This is a genomic window from Streptococcus sp. ZY19097 (assembly GCF_040731245.1).
Lineage (GTDB): Bacteria > Bacillota > Bacilli > Lactobacillales > Streptococcaceae > Streptococcus > Streptococcus orisratti.
In genome coordinates this window covers 751,583-778,312 of sequence record NZ_CP160400.1, presented here as the reverse complement: position 1 = coordinate 778,312, position 26,730 = coordinate 751,583, and the positions used below count along the sequence as shown (strand labels likewise).

Here is a 26,730-nt window from a genome sequence, read left to right as displayed (position 1 = left end):
TGAAGTATAGCTCAGAATCATCTATCATTTTGATTTTCATTTCATTATAATATGATTGAAAAAAGAAAGCAAGCTAGTAACTTTTTTCATCTACTTTTACTCCTCTAAAATTTTCCATACCAGCTGTCTTAATTCTGGTATGACCTCATTTTTAAACCACGGATTTTTCTTCTGCCAGATATTATTCCGAGGTGAGGGGTGAACCAAAGGAAAATAGTCTGGTAAAAACTCTTTATAGTTTTTAACATTATCAGTCAATTTTATGGATGATTTTTGTCGAAGATAATAATGTTGAGCATAACTTCCGACAAGAATAGTCAGTTGAATATCTGGCAACTCTGCCAAGATTCTATCATGCCATTTCTCCGCAAATCCTCTACGTGGAGGGAGGTCACCTGACTTACCGGTGCCCGGAAAATAGAAATCCATAGGAATAACTGCAAAATAACCAGATTCATAAAAAGTCTTACGATCCACCCCAAGCCAGTCTCGCAAGTTATCACCAGAAGGATCATTCCAGTAGAGACGCGACTCCTGAGCACGAATACCTGGTGCCTGACCAACGATATTTATTCGTGCGGTCTTAGGCGCTGCAAAAAGTGGTTCAATACCAGCCTTAGTAAATGACTGATTTTGTGAATCAGCCATAATATCTAAAATAATCTTATCAAGTGAGGTCATCATTTTCTCCTTACCATATAAGTTAAAAGAGCTAAATCATTGTCTTAGCTCTCTTAGTTTATATTATTTGATTAACTCATAAATGGCTTCAGCATAGATGGCTGCGGCTCGGTAAAGGTCTTCTACATCAGCGAATTCATTGGCTTGATGCATGGTGTTTGTGTAGTCTGGGAACATGGCACCGAAGGCCACGCCTCGTTTTAAGAGACGTCCAAAAGTTCCGCCACCTATGATTTGTTCATGACCTTTGAGGCCAGTTTGTTTTTCATAAACTGACAAAAGCGTTGCCACCAATGGATCATCTGCAGGCACATAGTGAGGAGTGTGTTCATGTTCTGACAAGGTCACCTTGCTAATGCCTTCTAATTTTTCAAGACCTACTTTGATGGTTTGAGCATCTGTCCCTTGTGGGTAACGGAAGTTCAACGCAATGGTATTGTCAGCAGAAGTTTTGACAAAGTTGAAGACACCTGCGTTCATGCTTAGAGGCCCCATTTTAGCGTCTGTGTAGGCTACACCTAAATTTTCACCAGCAAAGTCTTCGTGAAGGACAGTTGCGGTGAGGTCAAGGTAAACTTTGGCAGAACCTTCAAAAGCAAATTGATTGAGAAATTTGGCCAGATAAGTGGCACCATTGATTCCCGCTTCTGGTGTTGAACCATGGGCTGATTTACCAAAGACTGTCAAGACAAATTGATCCGCTTCTTCTTTAAGCTCAGCTGTCACTGGATATTCTGTAATGAATGCATTCAATTTTTCTTGTAAATCTGCTAACGCAAAATCTGCAGTGAAGGATGCGGTTGCTGATTCAGGTACCATATTTTCACGAAGTCCGCCAGCAAAGCTATTCAAGGTAAATGCTCCGCTATTATCACCAGCAAAATGAAGATACTCTGTGATGTTACCTTTTTCACCATTGATGATAGGAAACTCTGCGTCTGGTGAGAAGCCGAAATCTGGATCTTTGAGACCATTGTGGGTGAAATAATAGTCCATGTCACCCCAGCCCGATTCTTCGTCGGTACCAACGATGAAACGGACTTTTTTAGACACTGGTAAGCCAAGTTCTTTGATGATTTTAAGAGCATAATAGCAAGCCATTGTTGGACCTTTGTCATCTGATGACCCACGCGCATAGAGTTTGCCATCTTTGATGACTGGCTCGTAAGGGTTGGTGTCCCAGCCACTGCCTGCTGGTACGACATCCAAATGGGCAAAAATCCCAAGAACTTCATCTCCCACACCAAATTCAAAATCACCAGCGTAATTATCAATGTTGCGGGCTTTATAACCATCACGCTCTGCCATTGCCAAAAAATGCTCTAGAGCTTTGACTGGTCCAGGTCCAAATGGATGTGTGCTATCAGCTTGAGAATCGTCTCGTTCTGAATTAATGCGCAAGAGGCTAAACAAGTCCTCCATCATGGCATCTTTGCGTTTGTCAACCTCTGCTTTAAAATCAATTGTCATGTTTCTCTAAACTCTCTTTCTGTGCTACTTCTTGTAATGCTTTTAATGTTCTCATCGCCAAGTCCGCTTTATCATATGGCACTAAGATATGATCATGGTAATTACCAGCTACCACATTGCAGCTCAAACCAACTTCTCCTAATGCGCTTGCAAAAGCGGCTGTTAAACCCACCGTAGCTAAATCAGAGTGAACATTTAGCGTAATCCAAGCTGATCTAAACTGAGCCTCTAAGCCATAGGCGTGTGCAACTTTTTCTGTGACAAGAACTGACAAACCTTCCTCTTCCTTAATACTTGCCTCAATCAAGTTAAAAGGAAGTTGTGACGCGGCGGTCAAGGTCGAAAACACAAAAACCTCTTCTTTTAAAACAGGCTCCATGCTCGCTAAAAGCTGATTTAAATCTTTGATGGCTGCCACTACCTTACCTCAATAATTTCATCCACTGGTAGGCGATAGCTTGGTTCTGGTTTGAGGTCACTATAACCTATTGTGATGAGCAATTCTGGACGGAAACGCTTGTCAATACCAAGAACATCGTTAGTAGTTGATTTGTCAAAACCAAGAATGATGTTTGAAGAAATTCCTTGATCGGTCAGAGCTAAAACTAGGTTCATCGCAACCAATCCAGCGTTGAGAGCTAAATACTCCCCTTTTTCTTGAGTTTCCATATTAGCAAAACGTGGCGGCAAGGTTTCCATATAATAGCCAATCAAATCATCTGGTAAATTTTTACGTCCGATACGGGCAATTTTACGTGCCCTTTGAACGAGATCGGTATCTGTAAAAATGGCAACAACATATTGAGCTTGCTCAACTTGTTTTTTATTAAGAGCTGGAAGATTAACCGCTAAATCAGATTTTTTCTCATCTACAACCACAAATTTCCAAGGCTGAACATTATGAGCTGACGGCGCTAAAGTTGCAATTTCAATAGCTGTTCTTAAGTCTTTGTAATCGACTGGCTTGTCATTAAATTCTTTAACAGCATGACGTTTTTTGTTTAATTCGAGGAATTTCATAGGAAAACCTTTCTAAGCATTTGATGTCACTATTCTACCATTTTTTGAAAGAGTTTTCAGCATTTTCGCATCATTTCCTTGGAAAATAGCGGAGCTTTTTGAACTTCACACTCGCTCAAAATGAAACATATAGCCATTCACCCTATCTTTGCTAAATATCAGAAAAAGTAGAGCTAATACTCAATGAAAATCAAAAGTAGCCTAGGAAACGAAGCCGACGATAGAACTTGAGTTCATCAAAGCAAGTTGACAACGGATAATTTTGATTTTCGAAGAGTATAACTTACATTTTAAGCTTATAGCCATAGACCAGATGACGCAATAAGCCCCTTGGCAATTTCATTATTTCTTAATTCTGTCGTTTGAAAAGCACTGAGTGACTCATAGAACTCCCTGACAGGCGCTGACAACCCCTTTTTGTCCTGTAAAAATTTGAGGGATAAACAATAGTAAAATAAACTGTGACTTCACACGTCTATTATAATTTCTTAAACTGTTCTAAAGTAGCATTCCAACTAATTCTTGTATCCTCTTGAAGTAAATCAGGATCCATTTTTTTATACCTTAAATTTGGTTGATAACTGACAGTGTTCATATGCCCAAGATGAGGCGTTACCAAGAAAGCATATTTACAATCACTACCTACCCTACTTCTAATGTTTTTGACAGCTCCATAAGCATCCCAAACCTCATCAGCTATAGAAGCAATAAACAAAACTGATGAGGTCAACTTCTCCACTGGAAAAAGGCTAGCATCATTTTTATGTAATTTCCTCTTTCGGGTAAAAATCTCGAACAAATAGTGTAACCATTGAAATTTGGTATAGGCTAATTCCAGCCCTCTGTATGTCCATGAAGATGTTCCTGATGGCCAGATACCGTTAATACCTTCAAAAACACAATCCGTGGGAGCATTGAGTACTAGGACTTTTAATGCGTTAAAATAACAAGCTGCTAGAAGGCCAAACTCCGCACCTTTAGAACGACCATAAAGCCCAATTCTATTAGAATCTACACACTTTAAATTTTTCAAATAATTCAATGCTTCCTCTATAATTTCAAGAGGAATCCGCTTTAACTGATTAGATAAACCATCTACACCAAAATAGGCTAGAGCTAATGTTACATACCCCCTGCTTGCTAAAAGTTGCGCAATATTTTGAGCTTTTTCAATCCCTCCCTCACTTCCACTAAGTACAATAATGGCTGGTGTTTTCTTCCACTCTTTTCCATAAAATACTCTACCAACAGCCCTTTCAAGGGTAACATTCTGGAAAGTAAGATTTTTCTGAAGGTAGTATCTCTTAAAAGAACACTTTCCTAAAAGTTGTTCATCTTGGTAAACGAATAATTGACAATCAAAAGAATCATTAAGAGGTATTTCATTAAATCTAGTGGTAGTCGAAGATCTTATCATTTTTTCAGGATGCAATCTTTCGAATAATGCCATTTGGTTAATTCCCCTATAATCTCCTCTGATTGCTGGACTTTGAGATAGAATAATTTCACCATCAGCACTTGTCAAAAAGACAGCAGATGATTGCCATTTAACAGATTTATCAAGTTTCATAGGAGCATTAATGCAGTAATAGTTTTCCAATTCAAGAACAAGCTTAACCTCTGTAAAAACAGGTAAGTTTTTTATAACTATATCCATAGGAACATCAGCAAGTTTACTTTCATCTTTGACAATCACTTGACATGCTTGCTTACATTTCTTGTATCCCATGGCAATTCCTCCCATACTTTTTCTACCTCCGCCATTAGGCTAAATAATTGCCTATAGAACGTATCTGGATAATTAGCTAAAACCCCATTTAATTGCTCAACCAAATACTCATGCTGGTATTGGTGGCTTTGATATACTTTTTGTCCGATTTTGGTTAAGTTAAAGGTATATTGTTTTGAATCTTTCTCAACACGACTGAGATAATTTTTAGTCTCCATACGTTTGACTAGTTGAGTAACCGCGCTTCGACTAGTCTGTCTTTTTCTAGCAATTTCTGCTAAAGTGAGTTGGGGATTTCTTGCAATTAAAACTAATGTTTCTACTTCAGCAAAATTTAAATCATCAATCTTGTGCTGTCTGTATTCTAATTCTTGATACTTCTTAAAAAATTGATTAAAGGTCACTATTACATCGTCATAAGTCATCTGCCATCTCCTTTTGTTAAGTATATTAACAAAATACAAGATAGACTGTCAAGAAAAAAGCGACTCTTCAAAAACTCCTTTTCACCGTTTAATATAAATACAGAGCAAATCTTAGTGATTATCGAATAGCATTTCCCCTTTTCAAGTACTCTCTAGCCAATGTTTACCAATCAGTCAAACCAGATATTCTAGATTTAATTCATTAATACCAAATTTTTGACTAAAAGCTATACCAAGTCCGATCAAATGTCCCTAAGTTGTTAATGTCAACCTTATTCTCATAGTTTAACTTCATAGGAAAAGTACCCCAAATGTTAGATTTTTCTCTAACATTTGGGGTAAAATTCAAGATATTTTCAATTTTTTTTGCTACCATAACGCTTCTGCAAATTATCCAATTACTAGTTATAATAGAGAGATTTGAATACTTTACAAGCCGTTTCCTCAAATACGTCTAAGACGATTTTGATTTTTTGAAATAAGTTTAATTTCCGAAATGTTTACTTCGTTGATAATATACAAGTTTAGTAAACATAAACTTAGCATGACATTTATTTTTTATGTTTTATATGCTCTTACTAGTTTTTAAACATATCAAACCGCCCTGTGTGGAGGTGATAGATATTCTCTCCTCCAGGCATTTTTGGTAAACCTAGAGAATCTGCTCGACTAAAGGCTTCTTTCAGCCCTGGTGTCCATGTCACATAGTCTAAACTTTCTGGACTAATTTCATGAAGAATCTCCTCCCCATGACCTTCTAGGACTTTTTTAGCAAATTGTGGCTCCACCAAGGTCCCACGTGCCACTGCAATCAAGTCCGCATAGTTTTCAACCGCATCTTGAGCCTCTTCTTCTGAGAAGACACCACCAACAATCATCAGCTTGGTTGAGGCATCAATAACTTCCTTGAAAAGTTGAGCATAAGATTTATCTGTATCTGCAGGGCCAGACCCATAGCCTGCCCAAAGTGATAGATGGATATAATCCAACTCCTGTTTCACCACCTGAGCAATCAACTGGGTGGACTCTTTATAAGTATAACCAATCGCATCTCCGTGAATTTCCTCTGGACTAATTCGATAGCCGATAATAAAGTTTTCTGGTCCTGCTTCTGCCACTACACGTTTAACTTCTTTAACAACTGCTAGTGGAAAGGCCATGCGTTTCTCCAGACTACCTCCCCACTCATCTGTACGATGATTAGATAAACTAGAAAAGAATTGTTGAATCAGATAGTGATTGGCCCCGTGAATCTCAACGCCATCAAAGCCTGCGCTTGGTCGCCCTACCAAAATCCGCAATAATTTCCAAAATTTCTTCATGTGTTAACTCACGCACAGGATAGTCTAAAAATGAGAAATTAATAGCACTTGGTGCGACCACGTCTTCTCCACTCACTGCACGCCCAACAGCAGCACGACCTCCATGGTGAATTTGTAAAACAGCTTTATTGCCATCTTTCTTCAAGGCCTGTGCTAGCCGTGTCAAGCCTTCTAAGTGCTCATCTGAATAAGCCCCAAGTTGCTCTGGGTAACCTGGGACATAAGCTGGTCCACCGTTTTCACTCACATAGTGAAACTCAGAAATTAATAAACTTGCCGCCTGTGAGCGCGCTTCATAGTAGCGAATGGTGTCTTCCGATACAAAACCACCACGCTTACCTGAATGAGTTTGCATAGGTGCCATGGCAATACGCGAAGTCAGTTGAGCCCCGCGGCGAAGAGTCACTGTGTCTGTTACATGATGTGTCATAATTTTTCTCCTTTTTCTAAAAATATAGAACCTCAAAACGATATATCTAATTTTATCGATATATAATTCTAAAATAGAAGAGTCAAAGTTGACTCTAAATCTCTTTTTCTAACAAATGGCAGAGCTGAGAAATGGTTTCCTCATTTCGACGGTAATAGGTCCATTTGCCGATACGGGTGGCCGTTAGAAGATTTGCTTTCTGCAAGATAGCCAAGTAATGAGAAGTTGTCGACTGAGTCAGACCCAGTTTTTTCTGAATCTCTCCCACACAAACTCCAACACTTTCTTCATCTATCTCTGGATGTCCTTCATTTACAAAGTAATCCTTGGGAGATTTTAACCATTTTAAGATTTGCAATCGATGTTCATTCGCTAAAGCTTTGAAGATTTCTATTGTTTCCATAAGTTCATTATATCGTTTTTTCTCGATATGTCAATCTTTTTCTCAACATAGAAATTCGGAAATATAGAAAGAAGGTCCTTCAATAGAAACAGATCTTTCTAGGGATTTTATCTCAAAACCTTTTAAAAGAATTAATCCATAAACTATTTTTTGGGTAGAGAGAGTTTAATCTGAGTTCCCTGTCCTTTTTGGCTTTGGTAGGAAATGTCAGCTTCCATGAGTGTCAAGATACGCTTAACCAGTGCCAAACCAAGGCCATTTCCTGAAATGTGACGCGAATCATCTGCCTGATAGAAGGGATCAAAGATATGTTCTATTTCTTCTTTAGACAAGCCAATGCCATCGTCTGAAATGACAACTTCTACGAAATCTCCCTTATCCCGAAGGCAAATTTCCAAATGTACTCTATCACTACTATACTTGACCGCATTTTCGATAAGATTTATCCAAATCATCATCAACCAGTCAGCATTTGTTCTGATACTAGTAGCTGGAGCATCAAAGGTCAAAGCAATCTCTTTTTCCGTCCATTTTTCGGTAATTAGAATGAGAGCATGGCGTATCTGTTCATCTATCCTAACAATCTCATTTAGAGGCATCTTGTCCAAATAATCCAAGTGGGACAAGTCTAGTAGGGTAGTGGATAGATTGGACAGACGTAGGCTCTCTGATTTTAGCAAAGTGAGTAAAGTCTTTTCTTCCTTCTCACTCAGCGCGCCATTTTCTAACAATTCTGCAATACTGACTAGTGAGGCCAACGGAGTTTTGAATTCATGGGAAACATTGCTGACAAAGTCTTTTTGCATCCTGTCCGTTCGACTTAAGGTACCGATCATACTGTTGAAACTTTCAGCCAGTTCATCAATTTCATTAAGGTAATCAGCATCTTTACGGAGGGATTGTTTACGCACAATCGTATGACTGTAATCTCCCTGAGCCACTGCCTTAACCACCTGATTAAGTTCAACGATTGGTTTAGTAAGATGGTAAGCCCCAAACCACATGCTTAAGGCGCCAAAAAGAAAGGTCAGCAGACAAGTACAGAAAGACAGCACATATAAACTCTCTTTGGTTGGTATATCCTTATAAAAAACGCTATAAATGCCCAAAACCAAGACAATTGACAAAAGACAGGACAGAAACAGAATCACACAAAACAAAAAAGTGAAATAGGTTCTCAGCGGCAAACGAAAATGCTTTTTAACCATCAAGCTTCTCCTCCCTGACAAGAGCTTTGTATCCTAATCCTCTGACGGTCTCAATGGAGACTTGAGAGTAGGGAAGAATTTTTTTCCGAACCTTTTTAATGCAAGCATCAACAACCCGCTCATCGTGGTCAGTTTCAATGCCCCAAATACTATCAAGCAAATCTAGTCGGGTAAAAATTTTATTTGGGTGCCCTACCAATTTGTAAAGTACTTGAAACTCCTTTGGAGCAAAGCTTGTACTTATGACGCCATCCGTCACCGTTAGAGGTTCTTGATCCAATAGCAAAGCTCCAATTTGTAGTCGTTGACTGGTCTGAAGTCGAGCTCTTCTACAAAGCGATTCCACCCGCAAAATGAGTTCTTTAAGCTGGATGGGCTTAACCATATAGTCATCTGCTCCAAAACCGAAACCCTTTTCCTTGTCCTCCAAACCACCCTTAGCGGTTAAGATTAAAATAGGCAAGTCGGGCTTAGTAAACCTAAGGCTATCAATCAGCTCATAGCCATCCACTTTGGGCATCATCACATCTGTAATTAAAAAATCAATAAAATCATGTTCAAAAATATCCAAAGCCTCTTGTCCATCATTAGCTAAGCTAACCTGATACCCCTCTTGACGAAGGACTGTAGCCAGTAAATGCTGAAGAACCTGATCATCTTCTGCCAATAAAATATGAAGCAAAGCATCTCCTTCCTACCCTACACACCGAACAGTTTTCTAAAAATAGTGCTGACTGAGATTAAACAATCAAATCAAAAGAAACATACTAAGATTAGTAGTGAGGAAATCTCTGACGGGAGGAAGTACTCACTACTTTTTCTTTATGATAAAGTAGAGGTGTCTTGTTAAGTCGTGGGGCTTTTTGACGCTAGACGTCGCAACAAAAACTGGCAAGACACCTGTTTTAGAAAGAATGTTATCAAAGTATGTGGGACGCTAGACGTCGAGTATTGAAAATGACATCTCTAAAACAAGGAATCATTCAAGACAAAGAGGTAATATCATGCGTGCAGTTTTTGGGATTGATGTGAGTAAAGTAAGTTCAGAAGTGGCCATTCTAGTCAACGGCGAGAAGGTTCATGGCTATACCATGCCCAATGATGCCATTGGCTTTGCTCGGCTACTTGGGGATTTGAAGACCGTCCATAATCCAGAAATTGTCTTCGAGGCGACTGGTGTCTATTCTCGCCGTCTTCAAGCTTTTCTGGAAGATAACGGCTATGCTTATACACGGCTTAATCCCTTGGAAGCTAAGAAGCAACTGGATAGCTTGCGTGTGCGGAAAACAGATCAACTTGACGCCGAAAAACTGGCTCAATCTCAATTTGTGCTGAATCGTAAACCGACCTATGTCCAAGAAGAAGTCTATCAAGACTTGCGGGATCTCAGCCGTTTCTATCAGAATCTGACTGAGGACATTGTTCGGGCTAAAAATCGTCTACACAAGGTCTTACAGGTCACTTTCCCAGAGTTGGAGACTATCTTATCAACGCCAACTGGGGAACAATACTGGAACTTAGTTACTGCGTTTCCTTGCAAGGACTTCGTGCTTGAGTTAAGCAAGGATGAACTCTCAAAGAGCATCCGTCAGTCCACCTCAAAACGTATTTCGGACAAGCGTGTGGCTTACTTAGCTGAGAAACTTATAGCACTAGCTAATCAGTCTTATTGTGCCGTTAAGAAAACCTCTCCAATGCTGGAAGAGGTGCGTTACTATGCAAAAGAATTGCTTAGACTTTCTGAACAGAGACAGGCAGTCTTAGACCAGATGGTGGAAATAGCTCAACCTTTACCAGAGTATGACATTCTGCTTTCTATTCCTGGTATCGCTGAGACGACTGCAACAAGTATTATTGGTGAACTGGGAGATATTCGCCGTTTTCAGTCTGCCAATCAAATCAATGCCTTTATCGGTATTGACCTAAGACACTATGAATCTGGAAACTTCATCGCTAAGGAATACATTACCAAGCGTGGCAATCCCTACGCTAGAAAGATTCTGTTCAAGTGCATTCACAATATCGCTTCAGCTAGTCACACTAATCCTTGCCATATTGCAGACTTTTATGAGAAACGAAAAAGACAATCGCAAACGACTTCAACCAAGCCACACACGATTGCCTCCATACACCGTCTCATTCGGACAATGTATTACCTCATTACGCATAATAAGCTTTACGATTATACTTCTACCCAAAATCGGTAAAACTGTTTATGCCATATTATTGTAACACCTTATTTCAAAAATCACAAAATAAGGTGTTGGTTTTGTATACACTTTTTATGTAAATCTTTAGTGTAAAGTAAGGTCACTTCCCTATTTTGATGACTGTATGAAAATTATTTTTTCTCTAAAACCTTGATAGACTTGACAAATGGTAGAAAAAGAGTTCACATATTACTTTTCTTGAAAAAGCTGACCCTCTTTAAGTCGATAAACGTGATCAACTACATCCAAAATTCGTTCATCATGAGTAACCATAATCGCAGCCGAGTGATTTTCCTTGGTCTCTTTTTGAAGTAATTCAGCAATTTGGCGACCCCGTGCTTCATCCAAGCTAGCCGTTGGTTCGTCAGCAAGTATCAAGGCAGGCTTAGCCAAGAAAGCTCTAGCAATCGCAGCCCTTTGTTTTTGACCACCAGATAATTGTTTAGGAAATTTTTTAGCGCAGTCACTAATGCCTAAATCATCTAACAACTCTTTTATGCGTTGATCCAAATTCTTGACCCGACTAATCTTTGCTGCCATGAGTAATTGGTCATAAACTGTCAGGTAAGGAAGTAACTGGTGGCTTTGAAAGACAAAACCAATTTTTTCACGACGAATACTGGTCCAGATTTTTTGTGTCGCCTGACTAATGTCTTGACCGTCCAAAATAATATGCCCTTTATCTGCTGACATGAGAACCCCAGCGATAGATAGTAGAGTACTTTTACCCGAACCCGACGGTCCCAAAATAGCTACGAATTCTCCCGCTGCCACTTCGAGTTGTAAGTTATTTAAAACAGTGCGTTTTTCTTCCCCATCTTGAAAGCTTTTTTGGATATCTTTTAAGTCTAAAATTGCTGGCATCATTCTTCACCTCCATTTATAATTTCAACTGGATCAATACGAGAAACGCGATGAATCGATACCAAACTAGACAAAACGGTAACGACTACAAATACCAGTGAAATAATACCCATATTTTGCCACTGTAGATAAAACGGCATTTTAACTGGTAAGATCCTAGCCATCGCTAGTGATAATAAATCTCCAAAAATGACCCCGATTAAAGAAAGTAAGAAAACTTGACTGATTTGCTGACTTGCAATGGCTGACATCGGCATACCAATAGCCTTTAATACGCCAAATTGCTGGCGCTTTTCTAAAGTGATAATGTAAAAGAAAACAGCTAGTATAGCCACAGAAGCCACAACGAGTACCCAAAGAATCATTTGTAGGGTGGATTGTTCCGCTGAGTATCCTGGAATTTTATTGATAATTCCTGATTTTGTTTTAACCTCTGCCTTGCTAATGGTGGCTGTTTTTAAACTCTTATCCTTGCTCATGATGACCTGTGGACTGAAGCTATAATTGGGATTGCTGACTTTAACCAAGGAGGAATAACTTGCTTGACTGATAAAGCCAACTGAACTATGTCCATACATATAACCTTTGGTAAATCCCGTTACAACAAAGCTTGTTTCGCCATTTTTATCTTTTACCTTATCACCAACTTCAATTCCGTCTACTTTAAAGCTCTCATCTAAGACAATTCCATTAGACTTGCTACTAAATGATTTACCAGTGGTTAATTTTGGCAAGAGTGTACTCTCATTTCCGAGGACGAAGTAAGTCACTTCCAACTTGTCTTTTTCTCCTTGAAGCGTCAAGGTGCTACGTTGGATATTTAACTCCTCAGTATCAGACAAATCTAAATCCAAAATGTCCGCTTGCTGTGCCTCCGTTAAGGTTGAGTAGGGAATGATCCCCTCAACATCTTCATTAATGAGAAAATACTGTACATCTAGTTGCTCAATTCCCGAACTAACAGCTTGACCAAGACCATTAGTCAAGCCAGACAAGAACATGACCATAAAAATCATGAGAATTACTAAACCTTCTACTAAGAAATATTTCTTCTTATAGAACAATATTTCCTTAAAAGCATATTTCATATGACATTTCCTCCATTCACAAAGCAGTATAGCACAGCTTTATGACCTTAATATGACCTTTTTACAGGAAATGAGAAAATGTTTCAGCAGCCTACATGTTCAGATTAACAGTCTAAGTAAACACCGCATAATTTTTATTGAAGACTATCTAACCTTTCTTTGACCTCTTGTGCCACAGCACGTGGAATACCACAATTAACAATGTCGTCAATGTTAGCTTTTTGAATATTAGGTAAGCTTCGGAAATGCTTCATAAGCAACTGCTTACGCTTTGGACCAAGTCCTGAAATACCATCCAATTTTGAGGAGAAGGAATTTTTTCCACGCAATTGCCGATGAAAGGTAATAGCAAAGCGGTGAACTTCATCCTGAATACGTTGGAAAAGAAAAAATTCTTCAGATTGCCGTGGTAAGGGCACCACTTTCAAGGGATTGCCAAAGAGGAGTTCGTGAGTCTGGTGTTTATCATTTTTTTGCAAACCAGCTATGGGAATATCTAGACCCAGCTTATCTTCAATGACTTCACGTGCTACATTGACCTGCCCTTGCCCTCCATCAATGATAATAAGGTCAGGTGGTGTCAAGCCATCCTTTAACACACGGCTATAGCGACGATAGATCACTTCACGCATGCTAGCATAGTCATCAGGGCCAACGACGGTTTTAATTTTAAATTTTCGATAATCTTTCTTACTTGGCTTGCCATCCACAAAAACCACCATAGCAGCCACAGGACTTGTTCCTTGAATATTGGAATTATCAAAGGCTTCAATACGGACAGGTTTGGGAATATTGAGCAAGTTACCAATATTTTCGATAGCACCGTGTGTTTTCTTTAGATCCTTTTCAACAAGATCAAATTTTTGCTGCAAACTAACTCGAGCATTTTTTATGGCCAGATTAACTAGCTGCTTCTTCTCGCCACGCTGCGGCTTGATAATCTTAGTATTAACCAATGCCTTGACCAATTCTTCGTCAATGTTCTTGGGAATAAAAATTTCCTTGGGAATAAAATGCCGCTTGTCCTGATAAAATTGTCCGATAAAGGTCAGGAAATCTTCTTCCTCTTCATTGTAGTAGGGAAACATATTAACATCACGTTGGATGAGTTTCCCTTGTCTAACAAAGAAAACTTGAACACACATCCACCCTTTATCCACATAGTAACCAAAGATGTCTCGATCCTGCATATCCTGATTCATGACGCGTTGTTTGGTGCGCAAAAGCCCGACCGCTTCAATCAGGTCGCGGTACTCAGCTGCCCGTTCAAATTCCATAAGCTCCGAGGCCCTGGTCATCTTCTGGCGTAGCTCATTCACAATCTTATCATCCTTACCATTTAGGAAATTCTTGACATCTTCCTTTAATTCCTCCCAGTAAGCCTTATCAGTATGGCAAATAGTGTGAGCATGGCACTGCCCTAGATGATAGTAAAAACAAACTTTGTTGGCAGGATTAGTACATTTTTTAAAAGGAAAAAGCCTATCTAAGAGACGTTTAATCTCCGTAGCAGCTCCCGAGTCAGGATAAGGACCAAAGTAAAGACCACCATCCTTTTTGATTTGTCGTGTAATCACCAAGCGAGGGTAATGTTCATTGGTGATTTTTAAAAAAGGATAGGATTTGTCATCCTTGAGACGAATGTTATACTTAGGCATATTTTCTTGGATAAGATTGATTTCCAAAAGAAGAGCTTCAGTATTTGACTCAGTGACAATGTATTCAAAATCGGAAATTTCAGACACCAAAAGTTCTGTTTTGGTGTCGTGGCTACCATGAAAATAGCTGCGCACGCGATTTTTTAAGTTTTTAGCCTTTCCAACATAGATAATAGTTCCATTTTTGTCCTTGTGAATATAACACCCCGGACTATCCGGTAATAATTCCAGCTTATGTTTGATTAAATCGTTCATAGCTTTATTATACCAGAAAGTTCAGTGGGAACAATTTTCTTCAATCCTTTATTTACTATCGTTCAGTTTACTTCTAGTACGAGACAAGGTGCTGTGGGGGTATTGGATTACATTAAATCAGATCATCAACATCTAACACTGATTCTTATTGAAAGGTTGACATAAAAATCAAAAAAGTCAGGTTATACTCAATGAAAATCAAAAGTAGCCTAGGAAACGAAGCTGACGATAGAACTTGAGTTCATCAAGGCAAGTTGACAACGGATAATTTTGATTTTCGAAGAGTATTAGCTGACTTTTTCTGGTTTTATCAATTCTTCTACAAGATAAATGACAATATTGGTAAGCAAGCTCAGTCCAACGGTTAGCAATATTCCCCAAAGAAGCTTAGGCATGCTCATGGTTCTTAGACCATCAAAGAGAATTGTTCCAAGCCCACCCGCATTGATTGTCGCCGCAATGGTCGCAATAGCTATGATAGAGTTTGCTGCGAGACGAATACCAGTGAAAATGGAGCGCTGTGCTAAAGGAAATTGCACCTTGGTCAATATCTGCCAACTAGTCATGCCCATACCTTTTGCTACCTCTAGGATACTACTGTCAATCTGAGTGAATCCTGCTAAAAAGGTTCTGACCAAAGTATATTGTGCGTAGATAACTAAAACAATAATAGCCGTTGTTCTCCCTAATCCAGTTAAAGGAATGAGCAAGGCAAAAAGGGCAAAGGAGGGAATGGCATAGAAGAGGGACAAGACATATACTGACGCCTGTCTCAACTCTACACGAAAAAGTAATACAACCGTGACCAAGGCCGCTAGAATTAGAGCAAAGAGTAGGGAGAGCCCGCTAATTTCGATATGTTCAAGCAAAGCGGTTAGCAACTTGTCAGAAGATTTTTGAAAATACTCAATCACTGGCACTCCTCCATAAACTTTCTTGAGCCCTAGCAGTTTCCAAAAGGCGTTTAACAAAGTCATTTTGTGGATTTTTCAAAATCGCCTCTGGGCTGTCAAACTGGGCAATCCTTCCCTCATCCATAATCAACACCCGTGTTCCTAACTTAAAAGCTTCGTAAATATCATGTGTGATAAAAATAAAAGTTTTATCTTTAAGTTTTTGATGAATTCCCAAGAGCTGTTCTTGTAAATCACTTCGAGTGATAGCGTCAATAGCACCGAAAGGTTCGTCAAAAAGCATGACATCGGGATCTGCTGCTAAGGCACGCGCAACACCAACTCGCTGCTGCTGACCGCCCGAAAGTTCCTCTGGGTAACGTTTAGCATATTGGTCATACGGCAACTGCATCAGGTCTAGTAAATCCCGACTTCTCGCCACAATCTTCTCTTTTTCCCACCCGAGAAGCTTAGGGACCGTTGCAATATTTTCTTCCACAGTCATATGTGGAAAAAGTCCTATTTGCTGCACAACATAACCAATTTTACGGCGTAAAGCTACCGCATCTAACGTTGAAACATCGTGCCCCTCAAAAAATATCGTGCCAGAAGTAGGTTCAATCAGACGATTAATCATCTTAAGCGTTGTGGTTTTACCAGAACCAGAAGTCCCCAAAATGGTGATAAATTCTCCCGCTTCAATATTAAGAGTCAGCTGATCAACGACCTTTTTTTGACCATAAACTTTGCTAACCTTATTAAACTGAATGATATTTGTCATGTCAACTCTTTCTATTTTATTTCCTTATAAAATGCCTTAGCCACTTCTTCATAATCCTGACCATCAACGTCAACTTTGGCATTGAGTTGGGTAACCGTGGTTGTGTCTAACTTCGCTGAAACCTGATTAAGAATATCAGCCAAATCTGGATTAGCTTTTAAAACTTGGTCACGGACAACTGGTGCCAAATTATATGGTGGCCAAAATTGTTTATCATCTTCCAGTAAGGTGAACTTGTCCGTGTTAACCAGTTGCCCCTCAGTAGTGTAAGCAGGTGTCACATCGGCTTGATCATTTTCCAGAATAGAATATTTCAAGCTGTTGTCGTAGACTTGCGAAGATTTCCAAACAAAGTCACCATAGGTTTTAGACAAACCAGCCAAACCATCCTCGCGTTGGTCAAATTCTCCCTGTGAAGCAAACCGCAATTCACCAGCATGTTTTTGTAAATCTGAAATGGTTTTAATGCCTAATTTCTCAGCAACAGAAGTACGGATAACCAATCCCTGACTGTCATTAGCTTGAGCATAGTCTAACCATGTCACTTGGAATTTTTTCTCATAGGCCTTTTTCACCTTGTCATAAACCTTTTGCGGATCGGTTTCCATATCTGCTTTGAGAATGGATAGTAAGCCGGTTCCAGTATATTCAGGATAAAGATCAATTTCATCATTAATAAGGGAATTGTGGATCAAAGAACTGGAAATATTGGCCACACGTTCCACCTTATATCCTTTATCTTCCAAAGCCAATGCATAAATTTCAGCAACCACAAGATTTTCTGTAAAATCCTTGGATCCAATGCGGATAACTGAGTCAGTCTGACTAGTTTGACTTTCCTTTTTACTATTACCTGCCCAGACAAAGGCTCCAACAATTACTAAAATAATGGCTAAAAGCGCCCCTAAAATCACTTTTTTATTCTTCATTTGTTTCTCCTCGTGATGCCTGTATCTCTTGGTCAATCGGTTTATCATGGCATCGAAAATAATCATACTGAGAAAAGATAGCAGAGCTACCGAACCGCCCCCTATCAACAATAAATCATAACGGTAAAGCCCCAGACCAGTGAAAATTAAATTTCCCAAGCCCCCAGCACCAATATAAGTAGCCAGACTAGCACTAGCAATAATCTCAACTAGAGCTAATTTAACACCATTTAAAATGTGTGGCAACGCCAAGGGAAAAGTCACCTTTTTCAAAAGCTGCCAGTTGGTCATTCCAAGACCCACACCTGTTTCTACCAAGACGACCGGTACTTCATTGAAACCGACAATCGTATTAAGTAAAATTGGCGGCAAGCCCAGTACGACTAAAGCAATCAAAGCTGGAGTCTTACCAACTCCAATCAAGGGAATGAGTAGGAACAAAATTCCCAAGCTTGGAATAACACGCAACCCCTGAGTAAGAAGACTAGCGACTTGCTTCATTTTAGGTCTATTAGAGCTAAAGTAGCCCAAAGGAAATCCTAGGACAAGGGCAATTAGTAGTGCCTGCCCACTCAAGCTAAGGTGTTCCAGTAAGGCTTGACTGTAAGCTCTGCTATTTTCCGAAAAATACTGAAAAATTTGCTCAATCATTCACCACGGCTCCCTCCAATAAAGACCGAAATTTCCGTGAAAAAGCCTCTGTAGTCACCAAAAGTAACTCTTGTTGTTCCAATGAAAGACTTTCCATGGCTTTCTCTTCAATACGATCCAATGGCTTAATCAACCGGTCAACTCTCTCTTGCCCCTCTTTACTCAATCGAACCAATTTTTTACGCTTGTCTGTTTGACTAGGTTCTAGGTAAAGCCAACCTTTTTCAAGATAATTTTTCACTACAGCCTGAACCACTTGCTTGCTTGAAAAAGTTCGCTTAGCAATCCATTCCTGAGTTATCCCGTTAGGATTATGATAAATCCACAAAAAAATCAAAAGACTCTTACCATTCATGCCATGTTTTCTTGCATAATTTTCAAATAAGGAAAACTGTTCATCGCGCAAACGTGCGTATTTTTTTGCATTTGTAACCACTCTTATTCCTCCTCATTCAAAACAATAACTTTCCCAAAGGCATGCGAACTTTCCAAATAAGCATGAGCTTGCTGAATGTCCTCAAGTTTAAAAATTTTCTCTGGACCAACTGCAACGTCATAGGTTTTGATAAAGTCAAACAGTTCCTGCAACTTGCTTTGAGTAATATTTCCAGATGCAAAGGTGGTCAAATAAACATTGTTCCACAGCTTTTCAATAGGGTCAAAATTCTCTAGATACCATTTACCTCCCAGCTGGCCTGTCGAACAGACAATGCCACCTTCTTGCAAATGGGCCAGTGAGTCCGAAATGGTTGCTGGACCAACCAATTCTAAAATCTTACTAAAGTTTTCTGCTGTCTGCAATTTACCATCCTTTTCCAGAATAACATCTGAAAATCCAGAAGCCAATAATGAATCTTTTTTGGACAAGTGACGAACCGAAGCAACGATATTCAAATTTGGAAATTGTCCTTTAGCCAATTTTATAAAGGCCTGTCCGACACCGCTTGCCCCCGCTCGGACCAAAACCTTATCACTTGCTTCAATTTTAAGATTTTTCAAGGATCCAAAAGCCGTATAGTAGGTTTCGGGCACACTGGCAAAATCAGCCCATTCCAAGTCTGTATCAACAAGATAGAGAAACTTGTTGGGTACCAAAGCATATTCGGCATAACCACCATCATAGGCACGTCCAAGTTCTCCCATCATAGCGACCACACGTTGGCCTACTGAAAAGCGGTCAGGCTCACTTGTTTCCTCAATCACCCCAACCAATTCAATCCCTAAAATACGCGGGAAAGACACGCTAGGAGATAGCCCCTGACGCGTGAAAATCTCAGAATGATTAATCCCAAATCCTTTAACCTTTACTAGACTCCAACCATCCTTAAGCTGGGGTTTATCGACATCTTTAATTTCTAAAACATCAACGCCACCTGGACGACTCACCACTACTGCTTTCATAGCCTCTCCTAAATTAGTCAAATATTTTTACTTTTTTAGTGTAAACTATCTATTGTTAATAGTCAAATATTTTGACTATTATTAGTGACTTTAAAACTCATCACTCCATTACGACTAGAAAAGCTTCTCAATGATTTTTAGCAACAATATTAACTTAGCGATAAAACTTGAAAGGTCAGAGTACTTTTTGAAAAAGAGTTCTAATACAGAGATTATCTATATCTTTTGAAATCTTTCCGATTACGTCATAAAGCATATGATGATCCTCCAATGTTCCATATTTATCAAAAATCAATTGAAACAGTTCACTCGTTAAACACCCTAATTCCTTATCTTTAGGAAAACGCAAAGCCAATGCCTGGGTTGCATAAACAATCTCAATTACTAGGATATTTTTGAGTTTCTCGATAATCATCTCCAATTCTTGAAGAATAAGCGGGAGGTTAGTTTGCCTATCTTCAACTTCCCCTGCCAATGGATAATAAATATTGGATAAAATTTGGCAAGAGTGATGAATTTCAATATCTAAAGTTGCTGCTGTCTTCTGTAAAGCTTGTAAACCAAAATATTGCTGATTGTTGGCTATTAAAAAACGACTAAGACCTGTAAAATCTGGATTTCCCAATTTTAACATACGTTGAACGGAGGCGTTAGAAACATGGCTTAGAGAAATATTTAACATTTCAATTGCCAAACTGACATTAATCGTTTCAAAGTGAGGAGTAGAAATGATACGTTTTTTTGAAATGTCAACCATTGGATTATCGTCTGATGACTCCAACTCATTATAGAGGAGTTTTTGGACATAAGAGAGACTGTCATAAGCGGCTCCGTGAATTAAGGTAGCATTTCTAAAGCTCAGCGGATCCTGAACCGTGCTTGATTTTTTATAAAATAAATAACTTCCCTCCAGAGCTTTTAAAATATGGCGGCTGCTTAAGACATGTCCGGAGTGGTGCTTAGTTCCAATAACCACTTCATCCAGAGGAGTAACATTTCCACTCAAAGCCTCCAAGGACATTCCAAATACCAAGTCATACCAATATAAGAGGTTTTCCAGTCTAGGAATTAATAGGGCTAATCGCGAAAAAGATGCTGCGTTTGAACTAATAATAGCCAATCCATCCTTAGCATAAAGATGAATCGGATTTAAACCCAATAATTCGAATACATCTCTAGCTTGGTAACGTTTATTCTTATAGTCGACCAATCCTTCTCCCATTAAAGCTAATCCGATATAAGAAAGAATCCCAATATCTCCTTCCCCAACTGAGCCGAAACCATTAACGACTGGTGTGATACCTAAATTTAGAAAATCGAGCAGCCGTTCCGCAATAGCAACTTGGGCACCAGAATACCCTTTTAACATATTATTAAGGTGAATCAGCATAGTAGCTCTGACATTGTTCACTGAAAGTTCAGGCTCAATCCCTACACAATGAGCATAAATGAGCTGACGGTTAAAACTTTCTATTTGATCTAAAGAAATTCTTTGATCTTTATTTTTTCCAACTCCTGTGTTTAGGCCATAAATTAACTGTTCTCCCTCTAAAGCTTGTAAAACAACTTTTCTTGAAGCCTTCATTCGTTTATAGGCCTGAGTAGAAATATTTACTTTTTCACCTGAAACAATCCGCTCAATATCACTAATTGTTAACCCATATCCTGTCAATTCCATACGAAATAACCAACATTTTCTAATTTTCGCCAAATGCTTTATTGTAAAGCTTGATACCTAAATTCTCCTCCACTTCTGGATAGACAGACGGGTCTGTCACACCTGAGCTGAGTGGAAATTGGCTCTTATCAATCTTAAAGAGCGTTACCTCTTGGTCCAGTTCAATCTCATTGGTGCTCAAGGGATGGGCATCAGCTGTCCGAAAGAGACTAATCACATCTGGATACGTCGCTAGACGTTTGCCAGACTTAGTATCGACAGCCATGTATTCATTTTGGACATGTACGATTAGGGTGCTACGACCGACCTTGATATGGACCTGACCAATGTCAAAAGCCTCATCCGTGTAGATGATGTCCTTTTTGATGACCTTACCTGTTCCCAAAATCTCACCTGATGTAAAGGCGGCGATTTTTTCAATAATCTCAGGACCAGATTTCCCTTGATGGGACAGGATTTCATAGCCCAAATCAAGAGCATAAGAGAGGCCACCGACCACCGCATGTTCCTTGAGATAGGCAACGCTCAAAGGATTGCGGGCTGCGGCGATAAAGCCGCCTGATAGGTCCGATGCAATTCGTAAAATTTTAGAAGTATAGGCAGAGGTCCCTGTTACTGCTAATTCAATATGGCGGCCTGTGTCTTCCCGTCCGCCAGAAACGGCCTGGATGGTCTGATAGCTGAGATCATTGGCCACCCCCATATTGCCCATCTTGCCCGTTGGGTGGGCTCGGAGGTCTCCTGTTGCATCGACCACAGCCAAGCCCAGGGCTGCGGCTGCTAACCAGCCGTTGGTGGAGCTAGATTTCCCGTTTTGCGGCGTCATCAACCCCTTGATTTTTTCTGGATGGGGGTGTTTTTCAAGAATCAGCTGCACCGCCTTGATATAGTCCCGGCCCAACATCTGCCAATCAGTCGTCCCTGCTGGCGCTCCGATAGCCGTTTGAGTGAGGACAATGTCATCCTCTTCCAATTCATCCAGACTCAGCAAGGGAACTTCATTGATGGCGACAGCGGCATAGTCCATCTCTAGACCGTGCTCATAAAAGCCACCTCCGCCACTGGCCAAAACAGCGCCACCTGTACAGGCAGCCAGAACATCCTTACGTTTTAATTTTTTGACAACCATATCTTACCTTCTTATTCTGTATTTATGAATGTTAGTTATTTAGCAAATCTTTATCCCAACCAACTTTAACGTAATTGCCGCCAAAATCCTCATCAAAAACCGTTTCGGTTTTTTTAGATTGGAAGGCTTTAACCACTTTCCGATAGGTAGCTTTTTTCTCTTCATCTTTCAAATGATCCGAATTTGCTGCAATAACGATCCAATAGTTACTATCTTCAACTGCCTCATCTTTATAGATGACATTATTCACTGTCAGTCCGTAATCTAAGGCGTAGTTTATTGGAATAATTGCTGCGGTTACATCTGAAATAACTGGTGCGATACTATTTGATTTTAGTAATTTCAGCTCAATATTGACGTCATAGCTTTCTATATCTTCAATTGACGGATTGGAGCCGGCATCCTTTTTTAAGGTTAATAAGCCTGAGTTTTCTAAGACCTTAAGTGCCCTACCAGCATTGACAACATCATCCGGAATGGCAACAATATCATTCTCTTTTATGTCTGATAAATTTTTGATTGTCTTAGAATACAGATTCATTCTTGAAGTATAGGTATAGCCGATTGATTCAATATTATAGCCGTGGTCTTTCACCTGATTATCAAGGTAACTTTGAAATTGAAAAGCGTTCAAATCAATTTCTTTATTGTTCAGCGCATCATTTGGAGTAACAAAATCGGAGAATTGTACCAATTCTAAATTGATTCCGTCAGCCTTTAAATCCTCAATAGCAGGGGCCCAAAGCTTCTCATAGACGCTTCCAACGACACCGAGTTTCACTGTTACTTTAGTTTCCTTGCTTGTTTCCGATGACTGTGATTTTCCTCTAAAGAAAAGTCCAATTGCAATAGCTGATAGTAAAATACCGATTAAACCAATCACTAGCTTTTTATTTCTCATATTTTTCTCCCTAAAAATTCTTTAATGTCTATTTGTCTTAGCTACCCAATTTCCGACAACTTGAACAATACTCACCATAACAAAAACTGTAAATACTGTAACCCAAGTAATGTCAGACATATTTCTATCATGCCCATAACGAATGGCAAAATCACCTAAACCACCGGCACCAACCACTCCTGCCATCGCCGTTAAATTAATTAACGTAATAATAGTAATTGTTGTTGCCCTTGATAAGGCGGAGATACTTTCCTTTAGGTAAATTCCTAAAATGATGTCTACTGGATGTGTTCCCATCGCATTTGCGGCTTCGATCAGGCCCCAATCTATTTCAGATAGGGCTGCTTCCACTTGTCTAGAGAAAAAAGGAGTGACCCCAATAATGAGCGGAACAATAGCTCCCTCAATTCCAATGGAGGTTCCCATGAAGAGGCGTGATAGTGGAATAACCCAAGTCAGTAGAATGATGAAGGGAATGGACCTCAAAAAATTAATGATTTTATCTAAAATTTGATAAACAGATAGATTTTCCAGCAAACCTCCTTTTTTAGTGACAATCAGAACGATTCCTATTGCTAGACCTAGGATAAAAGAGATTAGTCCTGACCACACTACCATAAGAACTGTTTCATAAACTGCTTTTAAAAATTCAGACCATAGAGGTACAATATTAGGAAATAGTTTGTTTAAACTTTCTGCCATCCCTTATTACCTCCACTCTAACATTCTCTTTTTCTAGGGCAGCCAATACCGGCTCAAACTGTTCTTCTTCGCCGCTTAAAATGGCAACTGTTCCTCCGATTGGAGAACCTTGAATGATCTCAATATCTGCAAATATGATGTTGAAATCAACACAATATTTCTTGGAGAGTTTTGATATGAGTGGTTCTGAAACAGTTTTTCTTAAGTAAGTCAAGCGGACAACTACTTCACCGCTTCCTAATTCCAAAGGAAGCAATCCCTCCTCTATCAGTTGCTCAACCTTGTGCAGGTTTGATGTTGTCTTGATAAAGCTTTGGGTTAACAATTGTTTAGGATTTGCAAAAAGAGAAAAAATATCTGCTTCTTCAATCAACTGGCCTTTATCCATTATTGCGACACGATTACAAATTTCGCGAACGACTTCCATTTCATGGGTAATCAGGACAATGGTCAATCCTAACTTCTTGTTTAATTCTTTCAAAAGCTTCAAAATGGAGCACGTTGTTTTAGGATCTAAAGCAGAGGTTGCTTCATCACAAAGCAAGATGCTTGGTTCCGTAGCCAAAGCTCGAGCTATTGCGACCCTTTGTTTTTGTCCACCAGATAACTGAGATGGATACGAATGGGCTTTATCTGCTATACCTACTAAATGAAGTAAATTGTACACTCTATCTTTAATCTCTTTCTTCGAGAAACTGCCATCTCCTAGAGGATAGGCCACATTCTCAAATATTGTCCTAGAAGGAAAGAGATTAAAATGCTGAAAAATCATTCCAATCTTTTTTCTGGCTTCTCGTAAGTCTTTTCCTTTTAAAGCAGTTATGTCTAGATTATTAATCATTATTTGACCTGTAGACGGCTTTTCTAAAAGATTGATACAACGTATGAGAGTAGATTTTCCAGCACCAGAAAATCCTATTATCCCAAAGATATCCTCTTTTTCAATGACTAGATTTACCTCTTTAACGGCTTCTATTTGAGAATGATTTTCAATAAACGTTTTGCTGACATTCTTTAATTCAATCATATCCTTCCACCATTCCTTATAAAGCGATATGTCGGATTCCTTTTTTTGCGATTTCATCCAGAGAAGCTGGATAACCCGCATCCGCATAACGGAGGACCCCTAGACTGGTATCATTGGTAATGGCTAGTTTGATGCGCTCGGCCGCCTCAGGACTCCCATCTGCAATCAGGGTAATGCCTGCACTCTGCATGAAGCCAGTATAGCCCCCGCCACCAGAATGAATGGCCACCAAGTCTGCCTTGGATGACGATGCAATCAGGGCGTTTAGCAAGGGCCAATCAGCAATCGCATCAGAGCCGTCCTTCAAGTTCTCTGTCATGATATTAGGATGGGCCATGGCCCCTGCATCCAGATGGTCTCTGGTAAAGGCAATAGGGGCTGAAAGCTGACCAGATGCCACCAAATCATTGACCGCTAAGGCCAGCTGGGTTCTTTCCTCATGGCCCAACCAACCGATGCGGGCTGGCAAACCTTGAAAGGGAACATGTTCCCTGGCCAACTTGATCCAGTTGCTGATGATGTCATTGTCAGGAAAGGTCTCCAAAATATACTGATCAATCACTTCAATATCCTTGGCCTCACCAGATAGGGCAATCCAGCGAAAAGGCCCAATAGCTCGCTCGAACAAGGGTCTGAGATAGGCCTCGGTGAAAACCGGAATATCAAAGGCATTCTCAATACCAAAGCGTTTGGCCTGGGTGCGGATATTGTTGCCATTGTCGAAAACCTGGGCACCCTTGGCTTGAAAGGCTAGGATGGCCGAGACTTCCTTAGCAATGGATTTGCCCGCAGCTTCTTCCAGCTCCTGGGGCTGATTCTCTCTTAACTGGGCCACCTGGTCCAGACTAAAACCTTCTGGGACATAGCCATAGAGCAAATCATGGGCCGCTGTCTGATCGGTGACAATATCTGGCACGATTCCCCTATCTAAAATGTCCGGATAGACCGTAGCAGCATTGCCCACCAAGGCCACCGAAAGCGACTCTCCTTTTTGTCTGGCTTCTTCTATCCAGCCCAGAGCCTGGTCCAAGTCAGCCGTCTTTTTGTCAACATAGCCCAGGTCTAAGCGCTTATCAATGTTGTCTTCATTGACATCCACCACCAAAATGGCAGCGCCCGTCAGTTTACCGGCCAAGGGTTGGGAACCACCCATGCCACCCATACCGGCTGACAGGATAAAGCGCCCTTTGAGACTGCCACCAAAGGCCTGTCTGGCAATGGATTGAAAAATCTCATAGGTGCCTTGAATCACACCCTGAGAACCGATATATTGCCAATCGCCGGCCGTCAGACCGCCCCAGGTAATCAAGTTTTTATCATATAATTCATAAAAATAATCTGGCCTTGCCCACTGACCAACCAAATTTGAATTGGCCATAATGACCACAGGGGCATCCCGATGGGTTTTCAAGACAGCAATGGGCTTGCCAGACTGAACAATCAAACTCTCATCCTCCTCCAGATTTAGCAGACTCTCCACAATGGCATGATAAGAAGACCAGTCTCTGGCCGCCTTTCCCAAAGCCCCATAAACGATGAGATTTTCTGGGTCTTCCCCATTTTCCAAGACATTTTCCAGTAGGCGTAACAATCCTTCCTGCCTCCAGCCTTTTGCTCGCAAACTGTTTCCACGTTGTGCTTTTATCGCCATTTTAACTCCCCTTTTCAATCGGTATTTGTTTATCATACCATCAAATTTTCTGCCTGCATAAGCTATTTTTTTTATACCCAGTCATAAACAATTTTTATGGTTACACGTAAAAACTGCTTTATATTTACAACAATTCATTATCATAAATCCTTCCTTTGCCATAACCGGCCAGCAATAATGATATTTAAAATATGAAATAATCACCTACTCTCGTAATAGGTGAA

General features: G+C 39.9%; 25 protein-coding genes and 2 pseudogenes. 1 reads left to right on the top strand and 26 read right to left on the bottom strand.

Annotated elements, in window-relative coordinates; all coding sequences use genetic code 11:
* Nucleotides 1–96: 96 nt before the first annotated feature.
* From ABZ559_RS03900 to ABZ559_RS03850, 11 genes and pseudogenes are all read right to left on the bottom strand, one after another.
* Nucleotides 97–681, bottom strand: a complete 585-nt coding sequence (locus tag ABZ559_RS03900) for a uracil-DNA glycosylase family protein (RefSeq protein WP_018374895.1) — start codon at nt 679–681, stop codon at nt 97–99.
* Nucleotides 682–744: 63 nt separating this feature from the next.
* Nucleotides 745–2,151, bottom strand: coding sequence for a dipeptidase PepV (gene pepV, locus ABZ559_RS03895; RefSeq protein WP_367007293.1), 1,407 nt, complete (start codon nt 2,149–2,151; stop codon nt 745–747).
* On the bottom strand, nt 2,141–2,569 hold the full coding sequence (locus ABZ559_RS03890) for an ACT domain-containing protein (RefSeq protein ID WP_367007292.1): 429 nt from the start codon (nt 2,567–2,569) through the stop codon (nt 2,141–2,143). The genes pepV and ABZ559_RS03890 overlap by 11 nt, the downstream gene beginning before the upstream one ends.
* A complete protein-coding gene (locus ABZ559_RS03885) occupies nt 2,569–3,171 on the bottom strand; it encodes a nitroreductase family protein (RefSeq protein WP_367007291.1) in 603 nt (200 codons plus the stop codon). Before ABZ559_RS03885 ends, ABZ559_RS03890 begins: the two co-directional genes overlap by 1 nt.
* Nucleotides 3,172–3,649: 478 nt before the next feature.
* Entirely contained in the window at nt 3,650–4,900 is a 1,251-nt protein-coding gene (locus ABZ559_RS03880) for an acyl-CoA thioesterase/BAAT N-terminal domain-containing protein (RefSeq protein ID WP_367007290.1), read from the bottom strand.
* On the bottom strand, nt 4,864–5,325 hold the full coding sequence (locus ABZ559_RS03875; RefSeq protein ID WP_018374900.1) for a MarR family transcriptional regulator: 462 nt from the start codon (nt 5,323–5,325) through the stop codon (nt 4,864–4,866). Before ABZ559_RS03875 ends, ABZ559_RS03880 begins: the two co-directional genes overlap by 37 nt.
* 220 nt (nt 5,326–5,545) lie before the next feature.
* A complete protein-coding gene (locus ABZ559_RS03870; protein WP_018374901.1) occupies nt 5,546–5,701 on the bottom strand; it encodes a hypothetical protein in 156 nt (51 codons plus the stop codon).
* A 202-nt stretch (nt 5,702–5,903) separates the two neighbouring features.
* Nucleotides 5,904–7,077, bottom strand: a pseudogene (locus ABZ559_RS03865) (NADH-dependent flavin oxidoreductase).
* A gap of 94 nt (nt 7,078–7,171) precedes the next feature.
* The gene (locus tag ABZ559_RS03860; RefSeq protein ID WP_273414723.1) at nt 7,172–7,480 is read right to left on the bottom strand and encodes a metalloregulator ArsR/SmtB family transcription factor; all 309 of its coding nucleotides are present in this window, start codon (nt 7,478–7,480) and stop codon (nt 7,172–7,174) included.
* A 143-nt stretch (nt 7,481–7,623) separates the two neighbouring features.
* A complete protein-coding gene (locus ABZ559_RS03855; RefSeq protein ID WP_367007289.1) occupies nt 7,624–8,688 on the bottom strand; it encodes a HAMP domain-containing sensor histidine kinase in 1,065 nt (354 codons plus the stop codon).
* Entirely contained in the window at nt 8,681–9,370 is a 690-nt protein-coding gene (locus tag ABZ559_RS03850; RefSeq protein WP_367007288.1) for a response regulator transcription factor, read from the bottom strand. The genes ABZ559_RS03855 and ABZ559_RS03850 overlap by 8 nt, the downstream gene beginning before the upstream one ends.
* Before the next feature lie 322 nt (nt 9,371–9,692).
* Between ABZ559_RS03850 and ABZ559_RS03845 the strand changes: the two genes are divergently transcribed.
* On the top strand, nt 9,693–10,895 hold the full coding sequence (locus ABZ559_RS03845; RefSeq protein WP_367007287.1) for an IS110 family transposase: 1,203 nt from the start codon (nt 9,693–9,695) through the stop codon (nt 10,893–10,895).
* Nucleotides 10,896–11,087: 192 nt separating this feature from the next.
* On the opposite strand, the gene ABZ559_RS03840 is transcribed toward ABZ559_RS03845, so the two are convergent.
* From ABZ559_RS03840 to ABZ559_RS03770, 15 genes and pseudogenes are all read right to left on the bottom strand, one after another.
* A complete protein-coding gene (locus ABZ559_RS03840; RefSeq protein ID WP_367007621.1) occupies nt 11,088–11,762 on the bottom strand; it encodes an ABC transporter ATP-binding protein in 675 nt (224 codons plus the stop codon).
* Nucleotides 11,762–12,850, bottom strand: a complete 1,089-nt coding sequence (locus ABZ559_RS03835; protein WP_367007286.1) for an ABC transporter permease — start codon at nt 12,848–12,850, stop codon at nt 11,762–11,764. Before ABZ559_RS03835 ends, ABZ559_RS03840 begins: the two co-directional genes overlap by 1 nt.
* Before the next feature lie 134 nt (nt 12,851–12,984).
* Complete coding sequence (gene uvrC, locus ABZ559_RS03830; protein WP_367007285.1) at nt 12,985–14,763, bottom strand: excinuclease ABC subunit UvrC; 1,779 nt, start codon at nt 14,761–14,763, stop codon at nt 12,985–12,987.
* Nucleotides 14,764–15,050: 287 nt separating this feature from the next.
* The gene (locus ABZ559_RS03825) at nt 15,051–15,677 is read right to left on the bottom strand and encodes an ABC transporter permease (protein ID WP_367007284.1); all 627 of its coding nucleotides are present in this window, start codon (nt 15,675–15,677) and stop codon (nt 15,051–15,053) included.
* Complete coding sequence (locus tag ABZ559_RS03820; protein WP_367007283.1) at nt 15,670–16,437, bottom strand: ABC transporter ATP-binding protein; 768 nt, start codon at nt 16,435–16,437, stop codon at nt 15,670–15,672. The genes ABZ559_RS03825 and ABZ559_RS03820 overlap by 8 nt, the downstream gene beginning before the upstream one ends.
* An 11-nt stretch (nt 16,438–16,448) precedes the next feature.
* On the bottom strand, nt 16,449–17,366 hold the full coding sequence (locus ABZ559_RS03815; RefSeq protein ID WP_273414791.1) for a glycine betaine ABC transporter substrate-binding protein: 918 nt from the start codon (nt 17,364–17,366) through the stop codon (nt 16,449–16,451).
* Between the two features lie 33 nt (nt 17,367–17,399).
* A pseudogene (locus ABZ559_RS03810) lies at nt 17,400–18,017 on the bottom strand (ABC transporter permease); the annotation flags it as partial.
* Nucleotides 18,010–18,453 (bottom strand): MarR family transcriptional regulator, encoded by a 444-nt coding sequence (locus ABZ559_RS03805; protein ID WP_321057902.1) that lies wholly within the window; start codon nt 18,451–18,453, stop codon nt 18,010–18,012. The pseudogene ABZ559_RS03810 and the gene ABZ559_RS03805, both read right to left, overlap by 8 nt.
* A 2-nt stretch (nt 18,454–18,455) precedes the next feature.
* Nucleotides 18,456–19,418, bottom strand: a complete 963-nt coding sequence (locus ABZ559_RS03800) for a zinc-binding dehydrogenase (RefSeq protein WP_367007282.1) — start codon at nt 19,416–19,418, stop codon at nt 18,456–18,458.
* A 175-nt stretch (nt 19,419–19,593) separates the two neighbouring features.
* The gene (locus tag ABZ559_RS03795) at nt 19,594–21,129 is read right to left on the bottom strand and encodes an aromatic amino acid ammonia-lyase (protein WP_367007281.1); all 1,536 of its coding nucleotides are present in this window, start codon (nt 21,127–21,129) and stop codon (nt 19,594–19,596) included.
* Nucleotides 21,116–22,225: a DUF917 family protein gene (locus ABZ559_RS03790; RefSeq protein WP_367007280.1), complete on the bottom strand. Its 1,110-nt coding sequence runs from the start codon at nt 22,223–22,225 to the stop codon at nt 21,116–21,118. Before ABZ559_RS03790 ends, ABZ559_RS03795 begins: the two co-directional genes overlap by 14 nt.
* Nucleotides 22,226–22,256: 31 nt before the next feature.
* Nucleotides 22,257–23,126, bottom strand: a complete 870-nt coding sequence (locus ABZ559_RS03785) for a MetQ/NlpA family ABC transporter substrate-binding protein (protein ID WP_367007279.1) — start codon at nt 23,124–23,126, stop codon at nt 22,257–22,259.
* Nucleotides 23,127–23,147: 21 nt separating this feature from the next.
* Nucleotides 23,148–23,828: a methionine ABC transporter permease gene (locus ABZ559_RS03780; RefSeq protein WP_367007278.1), complete on the bottom strand. Its 681-nt coding sequence runs from the start codon at nt 23,826–23,828 to the stop codon at nt 23,148–23,150.
* The gene (locus ABZ559_RS03775) at nt 23,797–24,855 is read right to left on the bottom strand and encodes an ATP-binding cassette domain-containing protein (RefSeq protein WP_367007277.1); all 1,059 of its coding nucleotides are present in this window, start codon (nt 24,853–24,855) and stop codon (nt 23,797–23,799) included. Before ABZ559_RS03775 ends, ABZ559_RS03780 begins: the two co-directional genes overlap by 32 nt.
* 16 nt (nt 24,856–24,871) lie before the next feature.
* Nucleotides 24,872–26,506 (bottom strand): urocanate hydratase, encoded by a 1,635-nt coding sequence (locus ABZ559_RS03770; protein WP_367007276.1) that lies wholly within the window; start codon nt 26,504–26,506, stop codon nt 24,872–24,874.
* Between the last annotated feature and the right edge of the window lie 224 nt (nt 26,507–26,730).

What these genes read in the sequence shown, in the direction of transcription:
- ABZ559_RS03900 (WP_018374895.1), bottom strand. Translation starts at nt 681, where the DNA reads ATGACCTCACTTGATAAGATTATTTTAGATATTATGGCTGATTCACAA.
- pepV (WP_367007293.1), bottom strand. Translation starts at nt 2,151, where the DNA reads ATGACAATTGATTTTAAAGCAGAGGTTGACAAACGCAAAGATGCCATG.
- ABZ559_RS03885 (WP_367007291.1), bottom strand. Translation starts at nt 3,171, where the DNA reads ATGAAATTCCTCGAATTAAACAAAAAACGTCATGCTGTTAAAGAATTT.
- ABZ559_RS03880 (WP_367007290.1), bottom strand. Translation starts at nt 4,900, where the DNA reads ATGGGATACAAGAAATGTAAGCAAGCATGTCAAGTGATTGTCAAAGAT.
- ABZ559_RS03875 (WP_018374900.1), bottom strand. Translation starts at nt 5,325, where the DNA reads ATGACTTATGACGATGTAATAGTGACCTTTAATCAATTTTTTAAGAAG.
- ABZ559_RS03870 (WP_018374901.1), bottom strand. Translation starts at nt 5,701, where the DNA reads ATGGTAGCAAAAAAAATTGAAAATATCTTGAATTTTACCCCAAATGTT.
- ABZ559_RS03860 (WP_273414723.1), bottom strand. Translation starts at nt 7,480, where the DNA reads ATGGAAACAATAGAAATCTTCAAAGCTTTAGCGAATGAACATCGATTG.
- ABZ559_RS03855 (WP_367007289.1), bottom strand. Translation starts at nt 8,688, where the DNA reads ATGGTTAAAAAGCATTTTCGTTTGCCGCTGAGAACCTATTTCACTTTT.
- ABZ559_RS03845 (WP_367007287.1), top strand. Translation starts at nt 9,693, where the DNA reads ATGCGTGCAGTTTTTGGGATTGATGTGAGTAAAGTAAGTTCAGAAGTG.
- ABZ559_RS03840 (WP_367007621.1), bottom strand. Translation starts at nt 11,762, where the DNA reads ATGCCAGCAATTTTAGACTTAAAAGATATCCAAAAAAGCTTTCAAGAT.
- ABZ559_RS03835 (WP_367007286.1), bottom strand. Translation starts at nt 12,850, where the DNA reads ATGAAATATGCTTTTAAGGAAATATTGTTCTATAAGAAGAAATATTTC.
- uvrC (WP_367007285.1), bottom strand. Translation starts at nt 14,763, where the DNA reads ATGAACGATTTAATCAAACATAAGCTGGAATTATTACCGGATAGTCCG.
- ABZ559_RS03820 (WP_367007283.1), bottom strand. Translation starts at nt 16,437, where the DNA reads ATGACAAATATCATTCAGTTTAATAAGGTTAGCAAAGTTTATGGTCAA.
- ABZ559_RS03815 (WP_273414791.1), bottom strand. Translation starts at nt 17,366, where the DNA reads ATGAAGAATAAAAAAGTGATTTTAGGGGCGCTTTTAGCCATTATTTTA.
- ABZ559_RS03800 (WP_367007282.1), bottom strand. Translation starts at nt 19,418, where the DNA reads ATGAAAGCAGTAGTGGTGAGTCGTCCAGGTGGCGTTGATGTTTTAGAA.
- ABZ559_RS03790 (WP_367007280.1), bottom strand. Translation starts at nt 22,225, where the DNA reads ATGGTTGTCAAAAAATTAAAACGTAAGGATGTTCTGGCTGCCTGTACA.
- ABZ559_RS03785 (WP_367007279.1), bottom strand. Translation starts at nt 23,126, where the DNA reads ATGAGAAATAAAAAGCTAGTGATTGGTTTAATCGGTATTTTACTATCA.
- ABZ559_RS03780 (WP_367007278.1), bottom strand. Translation starts at nt 23,828, where the DNA reads ATGGCAGAAAGTTTAAACAAACTATTTCCTAATATTGTACCTCTATGG.
- ABZ559_RS03775 (WP_367007277.1), bottom strand. Translation starts at nt 24,855, where the DNA reads ATGATTGAATTAAAGAATGTCAGCAAAACGTTTATTGAAAATCATTCT.
- ABZ559_RS03770 (WP_367007276.1), bottom strand. Translation starts at nt 26,506, where the DNA reads ATGGCGATAAAAGCACAACGTGGAAACAGTTTGCGAGCAAAAGGCTGG.